At 33.2% G+C, this 12171-nt stretch carries 12 protein-coding genes; all 12 read right to left on the bottom strand.

Annotated elements, in window-relative coordinates; translation table 11 throughout:
- Positions 1 to 43: 43 nt before the first annotated feature.
- The 12 genes from IV513_RS05990 to IV513_RS05935 all read right to left on the bottom strand — a co-directional run bounded on the left by IV513_RS05990 (position 44) and on the right by IV513_RS05935 (position 12127).
- Positions 44 to 1012: an NAD(P)-dependent oxidoreductase gene (locus tag IV513_RS05990; protein ID WP_209389700.1), complete on the bottom strand. Its 969-nt coding sequence runs from the start codon at positions 1010 to 1012 to the stop codon at positions 44 to 46.
- A 14-nt stretch (positions 1013 to 1026) separates the two neighbouring features.
- Positions 1027 to 2118 (bottom strand): glycosyltransferase, encoded by a 1092-nt coding sequence (locus IV513_RS05985; RefSeq protein WP_209389699.1) that lies wholly within the window; start codon positions 2116 to 2118, stop codon positions 1027 to 1029.
- Between the two features lie 140 nt (positions 2119 to 2258).
- Positions 2259 to 3218 (bottom strand): glycosyltransferase, encoded by a 960-nt coding sequence (locus IV513_RS05980; RefSeq protein ID WP_209389698.1) that lies wholly within the window; start codon positions 3216 to 3218, stop codon positions 2259 to 2261.
- Positions 3215 to 4261 carry an EpsG family protein gene (locus tag IV513_RS05975; RefSeq protein WP_209389697.1) on the bottom strand — a complete coding sequence of 349 codons (1047 nt, stop codon included), beginning with the start codon at positions 4259 to 4261 and terminating at the stop codon, positions 3215 to 3217. The genes IV513_RS05980 and IV513_RS05975 overlap by 4 nt, the downstream gene beginning before the upstream one ends.
- Before the next feature lie 69 nt (positions 4262 to 4330).
- Positions 4331 to 4660: a glycosyltransferase gene (locus IV513_RS05970; protein WP_209389696.1), complete on the bottom strand. Its 330-nt coding sequence runs from the start codon at positions 4658 to 4660 to the stop codon at positions 4331 to 4333.
- A gap of 3 nt (positions 4661 to 4663) precedes the next feature.
- A complete protein-coding gene (locus IV513_RS05965; RefSeq protein ID WP_209389695.1) occupies positions 4664 to 7012 on the bottom strand; it encodes a polysaccharide biosynthesis tyrosine autokinase in 2349 nt (782 codons plus the stop codon).
- A gap of 168 nt (positions 7013 to 7180) precedes the next feature.
- Positions 7181 to 7825: a DUF3575 domain-containing protein gene (locus IV513_RS05960; RefSeq protein ID WP_209389694.1), complete on the bottom strand. Its 645-nt coding sequence runs from the start codon at positions 7823 to 7825 to the stop codon at positions 7181 to 7183.
- 4 nt (positions 7826 to 7829) lie between these two features.
- Complete coding sequence (locus IV513_RS05955) at positions 7830 to 8399, bottom strand: sugar transferase (protein WP_317196401.1); 570 nt, start codon at positions 8397 to 8399, stop codon at positions 7830 to 7832.
- 162 nt (positions 8400 to 8561) lie between these two features.
- Positions 8562 to 10262 (bottom strand): lysine--tRNA ligase, encoded by a 1701-nt coding sequence (lysS, locus tag IV513_RS05950; RefSeq protein ID WP_209389693.1) that lies wholly within the window; start codon positions 10260 to 10262, stop codon positions 8562 to 8564.
- A 360-nt stretch (positions 10263 to 10622) separates the two neighbouring features.
- A complete protein-coding gene (rlmF, locus tag IV513_RS05945; protein WP_209389692.1) occupies positions 10623 to 11552 on the bottom strand; it encodes a 23S rRNA (adenine(1618)-N(6))-methyltransferase RlmF in 930 nt (309 codons plus the stop codon).
- Between the two features lie 3 nt (positions 11553 to 11555).
- Entirely contained in the window at positions 11556 to 11921 is a 366-nt protein-coding gene (locus IV513_RS05940; RefSeq protein ID WP_209389691.1) for a c-type cytochrome, read from the bottom strand.
- On the bottom strand, positions 11921 to 12127 hold the full coding sequence (locus tag IV513_RS05935) for a hypothetical protein (protein WP_209389690.1): 207 nt from the start codon (positions 12125 to 12127) through the stop codon (positions 11921 to 11923). The genes IV513_RS05940 and IV513_RS05935 overlap by 1 nt, the downstream gene beginning before the upstream one ends.
- Between the last annotated feature and the right edge of the window lie 44 nt (positions 12128 to 12171).

Below are 12171 nucleotides of genomic sequence, written 5' to 3'. Positions count from 1 at the left end.
CAAATATTTTTGAAAATTTATCCTTAGAATTTTATATTGGTGACTATTCTAAATGCAAATTATTATTATCGTTATACCAATCTTTCAGAGCTTCGCTAAATGTATAATGAAACTGGTATCCACTATTATGCATTTTTTTTCCGCTGACGTTGGTTGAAGTCATTAGTTTTTTTACTCTGTCGGGATGAATTCCGATAGATTTACCACCCATCATTCCAATTATAGTAGCTGCAAACTGAAGCAAACCACCGGGAATCATGTAAATTTTACGCTGTACCTGAATGGTTTTCATCATTTGGTCTGCTATATTTTCTATTGTGAAAGCAGGTTCGTAAGTACAGTTGAAAATTTCGTATCGCGGTTCTGAAATAGACAATCTAAAGAGCATAAAACGTATCAGTTCTTTTACATAGATACTGGCTTTAACCGTATCCTTTCTTCCCGGATAGAAAAATCTGTTTTTCTTAATTCCCCAATAGAGTCTTGTAAAATTTCCGTTTTCTCCCTTTCCAAAAACAACACCGGGTCTTAAAATCGTTAGTTGTCTTTTATTTCTTTCTTTAACCTGCCAATTGATATGAATTTTCTCTGCTACCAGTTTAGAAATCCCGTAAGGAGTATTTGGCATCGGAAGTGTTTCTTCATCCTTCAAATCTTCTGACGCTCCATATGGTGCGATGGAGGAAGTAAATATCAATTTTTCAATTCCAAACTTTTCGGCAAAAGCCGTTACGTTTTCTGCACCTTTCATATTGGTTTCGAAATATTCGTGATCTGGATGTCCCGGTGTAGTATGAACAGCCGCAAAATTAAATATAACGAAATCGTTATTTACAGGAATATTCAGTTCTATTGCCAATCTTACATCACAATAAATAAACTCAGATTTTCCCTGATGATTATTTTCAACAATATCGAGATTATAAATCTTAGATACAGCATCAATATCATTCAAATGCTCTATTAAATGGGTTCCTATAAAACCTGAGCCACCAAATATTAAATAATTCATATTTATGCCTAAAATTATGCTCGTTTATAAATTTTTACTAATTCATCAAAATTTTTGTCTTTATCAAAAAACTCTTTGCAATGTTTATAGGAGGCTTTTCCCATTTGAGCTCTAAGGGAATTATCCTGTAATTTTTTAATTGCTAACACAGCCTCATCCATACTATTGACCAAAAATCCAGTTTTACTGTCTACAACAGAATCTTTGTTGCCAACAATATTACTAGCTACAATTGGTTTACCAAGAGCCATTGCTTCAAGAATCGCAATAGAAAGTCCCTCCCATAAAGAAACTTGTAAATAAACATCAAATGTTGATGTGATGGATAACAATTCTTCTCTTGATCCGATCCATCCAGTAATTTTTACATTGGGTGCCGTAATCTGATTCCTCAATTCACCGTCACCAATCCAAATAAAATTGACTTCCGGCAATTTTTGAGCAATTTCATTAAAACCAGACGGATTTTTTTGAGCGTGCAAAACCCCAATTGTCCCAACAGTAAAATTATTTTTTAAAATACTATCTTCAATGAATTTTTGATTTTTAAAATCGATACCATTTCGTACAAAATAGGTTTTACCAATTTTTCTTGCAAATTCTAATTCTGTTTCGCCAGAGCCTATTGTAGTTCCACCGAAGAAAAACTGAACATACTTCTCTATTAACTGGTATATCTTTTGTGCAGTTGGAGATATATCCTGACGAAGAAATGCATAGCCATGAGGCGAATAGAAAATATGACTTTTTTTAACGATTCCTGTGGCAGCAATTCTCCCCAAAACGCCAGCTTTTGAAGAATGCAAATGTAGAATATCAGGACGCTCCATTTTCAATATACCTCTAAGCTTTAACAAAGACTTAAAATCACTTTTAGGGCTTATGTTACGAGTCATCTGAACTTTTATAAATCTTACATTTTGTGAGAAATCATTTGCAATCTTAGATTCATCTAAAACATCTCTTTTACTATAAATAATAACAATTTCAAAATCATCAGAATTAGGCAATCCTATCATATAAGACGTCAAATCTTTGAGATAAGTATAAATCCCTGTACTGAAAGCTTCAGCGATATGTACTATTTTTATTTTTTTCTCAACCAAAATAATTGTATTTAATTGATATTGCTAATATACAAAGTACTGAATTTTTAACCACAATTCCCATATAATACTCAATTCCGTATCTATTTTTTTTAACAGTTTTATTTACACTTTACACTCTCTATAAAAACCTTTTTAGTTTAAGCTCTTGATTTTCCAAATCTATAGAAAAACCTAAGTACATCTGTCCCAAAATACGAAACAAACGCGGCTAATCTAGCTTTTTTTCTAGCTTTATTATCTACTAAAACTTCTTTGCGATATTTTTGTGCTAATAGAAACAGTTCTTTTTCTTCTGAACTTTTCACTTTCGTTTCTACCAAAAGATGAAAAATAAAACTGAGCAATCTGCAATTAATACCTTTAGCCAAAACAGGATATTGCTTCTTTGTATTCTCGAAATCGTCTACAATAAAACGCATACTGTTCATTTTTTTTGCAGAAAATGGAGCTCCTTCTATACTATCAGTTCTAATTAAGTAATAATATGTCTTTTTACTAGAAATTGCCACGTCCGAATCTGATGAAAGCAAAATTTTGTATGTGGTAAACATATCTTCATAAAGCAAATCTACGGGAAATTTTAAACTATCAAAAAGGCTTCTGTGAAATAATTTTGCAGTCGCATTATGATCGAAATAATCTTGATAAAACATATTCTCTAATGCCTCAAGAGTTGGCAAAAAAAAGTCTTTTTCATTATCGTTATCATCCTTTTCAATATGTTCATTAGAAACATATCTAAATTGAGAAACTGCAATTTTCACATTATAGTTCAGCACTAAATCCAGTAAAGTCTGTACATAATCTGCTCTTACATAATCGTCGCTATCTACAAAAGTAACATACTCCCCTTTAAATATTGACAAACCAGAATTTCTTGCTTCAGACAAGCCTCCATTGGTTCGGTGAACAACTTTTATTCTGGAATCTTTTTCCGCAAACTCATCACATATATTTGCTGAATGATCCGTAGAACCATCATTTACCAAAATAATTTCTAACTGATTATAGCTCTGATTCAGTAAGCTATCTACACACTTATGAAGATATTTCTCCATATTATAAACCGGAACAACAATCGAGATCAATGGTCTCATAAATTAAGGATTTTAGATTGATATGGATATGTTTCTCCAAGATTTGCGTAAGGTATTGTAAGTCCCCAATACAGAATAAATAAAACAGCACAGATAAACCCCGTTACCAACTGTATTTTTTTATCTTCTATCGAATTAATCAATAAAGGAATAATGATAATCGAAAGATAAGAAAAGTAATACATTCCTCTAATAGCAAAGGTAGACTGTATAGCCGCAAAACATAAAATTATAGAAATGAGAAAAACTGTCTGGAAAAGGTTTTTTTGAGAAGTTTCTAGCTGCGAAAATTTTCTAAAGGTGATTAATAGAGAAAAAAAGACTATACATAGAAATAAATCGGACAATGGAAGATTAGACCCATAAAGTCCTCCAGATTTATAGTTTTCAAAACCTTCTTTTACCGCTCCTAGACCTACAATCCCAATAATAATGTAATCTAATAGAAAAACCACCAAAATAAAGGAAACTCCAACAATGAACTGAAACAACCAAAAGTTTTTAATAAATTTTGATGTATAAAAGTATATAGGAAAAATTGCAAAAAAGATAAATGCACTAAAGTGAAATGTACTTGCTAATCCAACTAAAATTAATGCTTTAATCCTGTTTCCCGTTATTAAATTCGAGAATGAATAGAGACATACAGCTAACGCCATCATCTGTCTGGTCATATTTAGCGAATTTGAAAAATAAAGCAGAAAATAAACTAAAAAAGCCCAAGTCAGAAGATTAGTTTTTTTCAGCTGAAGTATCGCTAATGCTATAAACGTAACAATAAAAGCCTGAATAAAAAAGAGTAAAAAAGAAAAATCGTTGAAGATTTTTGTAATAATATAATTAAAATAAGAATAACCCACATCGGTACTCACATCTTCATTATATCTGAAAAAGGATTTTGCCTGTCTTGCTTCTCTGAAATAATCCCGAACGTATGAGCTTGTATCGGTACCAATATTCAAATCTCTGCAACCTGCAAAAATACTGGGTATAAGAATCGCTATAATCAGAAATAAAATCCCCAATACTTTTTTTTTATCCAAGAAAAAATCTGATAACTTAAAAAATATTAATGAAACAAAAAATACAAATAGATAGATCATATTATTTTCTCAACTAAGGCTACTCCCAACTTTATTGTTTTGGTTATAAATAGATTCTATTGCATTAAAAAATAATTCGCCAGAATGTTTCCAGCTTTTTATTCCTTCAAAATATTCTTTATTGATAGCTTCACTCATATTCTCCAACAATTTAGGATTATTATACAACATAAGAAAAGCATTTTTTAATTCATCTTGATTATTTTTCTCAATGATAATTCCTGTTTCCATGTGGGTAACCATTTCCGGCAAACCACCTACATTGGTTGCTATAACGGGTTTTTTAAATGCAAATGCAGACATAATTACCCAACTTTGGGTAGCGTCTGTAATTTTCAACTGTTATTTTCTCTTCCACCAGCTGGTTTTTGTAGCTTGATAGCCATATCCGAATTTATTTCCATATCCGAAATTAGATTCTTCAACCCCATTCAGTACAATTCCTACATTAGCGATTTTTTTATCTTCAACAGCATTTTTCAAGAATTCCAAATAATCTTTTTCTGTAACACCGGCTCTTGTAACGTAAACAATAACGTCAGATTTATTGGCAATAAGAATAGAATCTGTCACAAGCATTAATGGAGCGGTATCTAAAACAATAAATTTATATTTATTCTGATTTTTAAGTTGAGAAAACAATTCGTCTAATCTTCCATTCTGCAAAAGTTCTGTCGGATTAGGCGGTATAGACCCTGAATATATAAAATCGCAGTTTTCATTATATCCGCTTGGATGTATGATATTTTCAAGGGTTGCAGAATCATCACCTGCCAAAAATTCTGTTAATCCTTTAGCAGTTCTCATCGATGGATTATATCTCTGCAACTGCGGGTTTCTGATATCGGCTCCAATTACCAAAACCTTATCTCGTGAAGATGCTAAAATTAACGATAGGTTGGATGAGATAAATGTCTTTCCTTCACCTTTTACAGAAGAAGTTACCATAATAATTTTCTGTGCATCTTTTACAGGTAAAAGGAATTTCAGATTCGTTACAAAAATCCTGAATGCCTCTGCCATAGGCGAAACATCGTTAAAAGAAAGTAACGCATTTTCAGATTTCTTCAAAATAGGTATTTCGGCCAAAACAGGTACATCTGTAAGTTTTGTAATATCTGATCTTCTGGAAATCGTAGTGGTTAAAATATTCTTTAAATAAATTATTAAAAAAGGAATAAAAACCGCAAAAACAAGGCAAACTGCTAATATTAATGGTTTTTTAGGAGCTACAGGATTGCTGAATACAAATGCTTTATCTATAACTCTTGCTTTGTCTGCTGTAATTTCCAAACTAATTGCAGCTTCTTCACGTTTCTGAAGTAATAAAAGATAAAGATTTTCCTTAATCTGTTGTTGACGTTCTATGCTTCTGAATAATTTTTCCTGAAAAGGAATTTTACTAATCATAGATTCGGATCCGCCTAACTGAGTTTCTACTTTTCTTCTTGCTAATTCCAGACTGGTAACATTTCTTTGTAAAGATTCAGAAAGAGAAGATTTCATCTGATCTATCTGCTCATTCATATCTTTTACAATAGGGTTATTTGGAGTTGCTTCCTGCAAATATTTGTTACGCTGAACCACCAATGCATTGTATTGCTGAATAGCATTTAAAGCTGCTTCATTCTCCAATCCTATATTAAGTGGCAATACATCACCCGTACCCTTTTTATTCAGGGAACTTCTTAGGAATTTACTCAACTCCATTTGGGTTGCCAGTTCAAGCATCTGAACTTTACTCTGTTCCTTGGTCTGAAGGTTGATTCTGGCTTCTGTAGGAAGATCTACAATATTATTTCCGGATTTAAAGTCTTGTTTCTGAGATTCAACATCTCCAAGTTCTTTGGATATTAAAACAATTCTTTGATCTATAAAATCTTTTGTCTTCTTAGATTCTATATTTTTATCATTAATTGCATACACGTTATATTGTCTTACCAAACGATCAAGAAAATCTTTTGCTTTCGCAGTATTTTCGAAATCTACAGATAATGTAATTATAGTTCCATCTTTATCCAACAAATCTACTTTTAAAGCGCGTTGATAACCGTCTACAGCACCATCAAAACTCGTGTAGTAGAATATAATATCCGACATATCTACTTTAAAAGGAGCTTTATATTTAGGATTTTTTGAGATGATAATAATCCCAAATGGCAGACTTGTGGTTTTATTAAAAGAAGTAACAATGTCTTTGTCGAACTCTTCCGAAGATAATGTTATTGTATTTCCTTTTGTTTTAATGGAAATAGGCTTTTTCGGAAGGAGAACATTTTCTTTTTCCTGAACTACATTTATTATATATGGATTTGTTTCTCCGTACAGTTCGATATCTTTCAGAGTCTGCCTTGCATAAAATACAGTTTGAAAATTAAGTTCTTTCAAAACATCCTCTACAATAGTTTTGGATGCAAATACGCCAACTTCATTTTCAATACTGTTGGTTCCCATTCCACCAAATCCTCCGAGACTTTGCAAAACACCAACATCTCCCGATGCGGCAGACATTTTTTTCGCATCTTTTATAAGAACTGAGGTCTGAACTTTAAAAACAGGAGACTTAGATTTTATGTAAAAAACAGCACCAACTAAAGCTAAAAAAACAGTCGTAACGAAATACTTCCAGTTTCTTAAATATGGTGATAAAAGTTCCTTTATATTGATTTCCTTCTTGCTATTATGATCCATTTTTTTGGATTAATTATATTTTTGTAAACGATTGCAAATATATCTATTATTTAGTTAAAAAGGCAGTTTTTGAGTATCTATATTTTGTTAAAAGTCGGTTTTGAAGTACATTTTTTATCAGCAAAAGAACAAAAAAACAAGTATATATAGAATAATTTATTTTTAGATTTATAATTTATAGGTAAACATAACTCCTACTCGCGTTGGTATCATTTCTCCGCTTTTATTCCATTTTTTTGCGCCATCATATCTCTCATAATTATCTTTAAGATATCCTTTATAAATCGATTGTGATGTTCCAATTCCTGCAAAAACATCTAACCCTAGCTTTGAATTAATCTCAAAACGATAACCACCACTTATCCCAAATATAAAAGACACACCTTTTTGAAATCTCTCTGTCATTCTAATACTTCCATCCGGTAATCGTTGTGGATTTCCATTTTCATCCGGAACCGTAGAGGCATTATAATAATTCCATTTTTGAAGATTAAATAATGCTATTGATCCGTAGGCTCCCACATACCATTTCTTCATCACTTCATCAAAATAGTACCGCCCTTCCAATGTCCCCATATATATCTGAAGATTTTTTCCAGCAAATGATTTCCAGGGGGAAACAAAAACTTCAGCCTGAACCGATATTTTCTCAGATATTGCTTTTTCTACTGCACCATTGAAAATCCCTATTGGAATAAATGGAGCATTAATTTTAACTTCAGTTTGAGCAGAACACCACAAAAAACAAAATGAAACCGCTACTATTAAAACTTTAAATGTTAAATATCTGAAAATCTGTTTATAAACTAACATAAAATTATTTGCTTAATACGAAAAAGGTTTTAAGCAAAATTTGTGCATCTTTTTTGAAAGATAGGTGATAATAGTAATCCAGATTCATTTTTACTTTTTCTGGAAAGAGAATATTATCATTGTAAGATAAAGGATCTTCCTGCTCTTCAAGCAATTTCTCTTCATTTCTGAATTTAATTCCAGCTTCACTCGTAAGTCCAGGTTTTAATTCTAAAATCAGGCGATTTTCTCCTTCCAATAAATCATAATAACCTGGCAAATCGGGTCTCGGACCTACAAAAGACATATCGCCATTCAGAACATTGAATAATTGTGGAAGTTCGTCTAATTTTGTTTTACGCATCCAGTTGCCCACAGATGATTTTTGTGATGTTTCAGAATGATAAGTTCGGAATTTATAAATTACAAACAATTTCCCGTTTCTTCCAACCCTTTTTTGAGTAAAAATCCCCGGAAAACCAGTATCGAAAGATGAAACGAGTAGAAGAATCAGGAACAGTGGTAACAAAAAAATAATGGCTGCAGAGCTTAGTCCAAAATCAATTAAAGCTTTCCACCACGGGTATTTTTTCACGTTGCATTTATTGTCTTGTAAATATAGGTAAAGATATTTTAATTAAAAATTTTCTATCGTTATGAATATCCTATAAATTCATAAACACAATGTAAATTGCTATAAAACAAAAAAAACTGCTTTATAATTATAAAACAGTTTTTCTATATACTTTTTAAAGGCTTATGCCATTTTCATCCATAGAACTTCATCAATTTTTTCCACTTTAGCTATTCCGGCTTTAGTTAAAGTTTTTGATGCTTTATCCCATTTTTTACCCGAAAGGTGAGAACGGTTTTTCACTTCATTCAACTCCATTGGCTCTTCCTGCGAGCCTATAATTTCTAAAATCACCTTTTCATCATCACCCAGTTCAATTTGCGGAGTTGCTTTTTCCGGCTTCATTTGAGGGAAAAATAACACTTCCTGAATGGAAGGATTATTGGTTAAGAACATAATCAATCTATCCATCCCAATTCCTAAACCAGAAGTTGGCGGCATACCATATTCTAAGGCTCTAAGGAAATCTTCATCAATAAATCCGGTAGCTTCATCATCTCCTTTTTCAGATAATTTCAGCTGCTCTTCAAAACGCTCTCTTTGGTCGATAGGATCATTCAACTCAGAATAGGCATTGGCAATTTCTTTACCACAAACCATCAATTCAAAACGCTCCGTTAAACCTTCTTTGCTTCTGTGCTTTTTGGTTAATGGAGACATTTCAACCGGATAATCTGTAATAAAAGTTGGCTGAATGAAGTTTCCTTCACATTTTTCACCAAAAATCTCATCAATCAGTTTGCCTTTCCCCATGGTTTCGTTCACTTCAATGCCGATAGATTTAGCGAAGTCGAACAATTCCTGCTCCGATTTTCCTGTGATATCAAAACCTGTGTACTTAAGAATTGCTTCCGTCATAGAAACTCTAGGATAAGGGGCTTTCCAGCTGATGGTATGCTCTCCGAAAACAGATTCTGAAGAACCGTTTACAGAAGTTGCACAGAACTCCAGCAATTTTTCGGTAAAATCCATCATCCAGTTGTAATCTTTGTAGGCTACATAGATTTCCATGGCGGTAAATTCCGGGTTATGGGTTCTGTCCATCCCTTCATTTCTGAAGTTTTTGGAGAATTCATATACGCCGTCAAAACCACCAACAATCAATCTTTTAAGATACAATTCGTTGGCTATTCTTAAATATAAAGGAATATCTAAAGCGTTATGATGTGTAATAAACGGTCTTGCTGCCGCTCCACCGGGAATTGACTGTAAAATAGGAGTTTCTACCTCAAAATATCCTGCGTCATTAAAGAAAGTTCTCATTGCATTAAACAGCTTTGTTCTTTTCACGAAAATTTCCTTTACGTGAGGATTTACTGTTAAATCTACGTAACGCTGTCTGTATCTTAATTCTGCATCATTAAATGCATCGTGCACTACCCCATTTTCATCGGTTTTTGCCTGTGGAAGCGGTCTCAATGCTTTGGTTAAAAGCGTAAAATTCTTCACTAAAACAGTTTTTTCCCCAACCTGAGTGGTAAAAAGCTCACCTTCAATACCGATGATGTCACCAATGTCTAAAAGATGTTTATAAACTTCATTATACAAAGTTTTATCTTCTCCTGTACAGATTTCGTCTCTGTTGAAGTAGATCTGAATTCTTCCTGTAGAATCCTGCAACTCAGCAAAAGAAGCTTTACCCTGAATACGGCGGGACATTAATCTTCCCGCAATTTTCACCTGTTTACTTTCAGAAAAATTCTGTTTTATAGATTCTGTAGTATCTGTAATTACATATTCTTCTGCCGGGAATGCATTGATTCCCATTTCAACAAGCTTATTCAGCTTTTCTCTTCTAATGATTTCCTGTTCTGATAATTGCATTTGTAAATTCAATTTTTTTTCGACTTGCAAAAATAGGGATTTTTAAGCGTTTATGAAACCTGAATTTTATTTAAAGCATAAAAGTCACAAAAGTTTCATATTGAATTGAAGTTGAGCGGTTTTATTTTTAAACTTTATAAAAAGAATATCTACTAAACCACCCCGTCAAAAATTTCTTTGAAATTTTCGCCACCCCTCCATAGGAGGGGAATTTTTCAAAACCGAATCCCCGCATGAGTAGAGCTCTTTTCGCGAGGAGACACGACGAGCAAAAAAGCGTGAACGGAGGGCATAAATGAGAAAAAGCGAAGGCTTTTATCGAAGTTTACGAACGAAGTTCTAAGCTGCCAAATAAAAAAATTAATCTAAAAAGTTCTTCCTATCTGATTGGCGAATGAAAGTCCACGCTAAAATTCTGCTTATTTTCTGACCTTGTGCCATATCTATGGTTTTAATTTCGATGGCATTTGCCTTCTTTAAAAGCGAATAAAGCTTGGGCAGATTTTCTTTTTTAGAAACCAGACACGTAAACCATAAAATTTGTGATGAAAAAGCTGCACTTTCTTCAATCATCTTAGAAATAAAAGCAATTTCGCCGCCTTCGCACCAAAGTTCAGAATCTTTTCCTGCAAAGTTTAGCTTTGGATTGTGAATTTTATTTTTGTGGAGATTTTTTGTTTTTCTGAGATTTCCTTTGATGGCTGCTTCTTCAGAATCGTGAAATGGCGGATTGCAAATGGAGAATGCAAACTGATCTTCGGAACCAAGAACATTCTTAAAGATAAACCCCGAATCTGGCTGAAATTTCAGATGAATTTTAGATGAAAACTCCGGATTTCCCTCTAAAATACTCTGTGCATTTTGCAAAGACTTCCTGCTGATATCGGTTCCCCACATTTTCCATCCGTAGGATGTATGAGCCAAAAGAGGATACACGAGGTTGGCTCCTGTACCAATGTCTAATCCTTTTATAGAAGAGCCTTGCGGAATTTCATTTCTGTTTTCGGACAAAAGATCGGCAATATAATGAACATAATCTGCTCTTCCGGGAATGGGCGGACAAAGATTTTCGTCTGGAATATCCCAGTTTTGAACTCCATAAAATTGCTTCAGCAACGCTTTATTAAGTAATTTTACAGCTTTGGGAATACTGAAATTAATGGTAAGGTTTCCAAAAGAATTTTTGAAAACGTAATGTTTTAAATCTGGCACACAAGAAATCAGCTTCTCAAAATCGTAAGAATTTCTGTGCAGATTTCTTGGGTGCAGATTTAGTTTTTCCTCAGGCATTCATTACTTTTTCAGACTGAGAATATATTCTACCATTTTTTTGGCATCATCTTTAGAAAACTGAGAATGTGGCGCCATAGGAATTTCTCCCCAAACTCCACTTCCGCCTTCTATAATTTTTGAAGCGAGCTTCTCAATATCTTTATCAGAGTATTTGGCTGCAATTTCCTGGTAAGAAGGTCCTATCATTTTTTCGTTGATGTTATGACAAGACATACAGTCTGAAGATTCCATTAAGGTTTGTCCTGACACATTTTTTACAACAGGAGAAGGCAAATTACCCGAATCTTGCTGAATTTCTGAATTTTCTTTTTTAGAACAGGAAACCGATAAAAATGCTAGAATCCCTGTTAAAAATAAATACTTCATTATTTTTTAGCTGTAGAATCTACTTTTGCAGGAGCTGGAGTTGCAGCAGGAGCAGTATCTTTTTTTGCTGATGTGGTATCGGTAACGGTTGTTGCAGCAGGTTCTTCGAGCATAACATTACTGTCTTGCAAAGATTTGTCTGCTTTCTTTGAGCAGCTAACTGCGAATAAACCTCCGATGAATGCGATTGCTAAAACTTTTTTCATTTTTTCTAATAATTTGCCTCAAAAATACAGCTTTTTCAGTAACG

Origin of the sequence: Chryseobacterium sp. RR2-3-20, from assembly GCF_017808115.1 — a bacterium.
In the GTDB taxonomy this organism is placed as follows: Bacteria; Bacteroidota; Bacteroidia; order Flavobacteriales; family Weeksellaceae; genus Chryseobacterium; species Chryseobacterium oryzae.
This window is presented reverse-complemented; position numbering and strand designations above follow the sequence as displayed.

What these genes read in the sequence shown, in the direction of transcription:
- IV513_RS05935 (WP_209389690.1), bottom strand. Translation starts at nt 12,127, where the DNA reads ATGAAAAAAGTTTTAGCAATCGCATTCATCGGAGGTTTATTCGCAGTT.
- IV513_RS05940 (WP_209389691.1), bottom strand. Translation starts at nt 11,921, where the DNA reads ATGAAGTATTTATTTTTAACAGGGATTCTAGCATTTTTATCGGTTTCC.
- IV513_RS05980 (WP_209389698.1), bottom strand. Translation starts at nt 3,218, where the DNA reads ATGAGACCATTGATCTCGATTGTTGTTCCGGTTTATAATATGGAGAAA.
- IV513_RS05990 (WP_209389700.1), bottom strand. Translation starts at nt 1,012, where the DNA reads ATGAATTATTTAATATTTGGTGGCTCAGGTTTTATAGGAACCCATTTA.
- rlmF (WP_209389692.1), bottom strand. Translation starts at nt 11,552, where the DNA reads ATGCCTGAGGAAAAACTAAATCTGCACCCAAGAAATCTGCACAGAAAT.
- IV513_RS05960 (WP_209389694.1), bottom strand. Translation starts at nt 7,825, where the DNA reads ATGTTAGTTTATAAACAGATTTTCAGATATTTAACATTTAAAGTTTTA.
- lysS (WP_209389693.1), bottom strand. Translation starts at nt 10,262, where the DNA reads ATGCAATTATCAGAACAGGAAATCATTAGAAGAGAAAAGCTGAATAAG.
- IV513_RS05965 (WP_209389695.1), bottom strand. Translation starts at nt 7,012, where the DNA reads ATGGATCATAATAGCAAGAAGGAAATCAATATAAAGGAACTTTTATCA.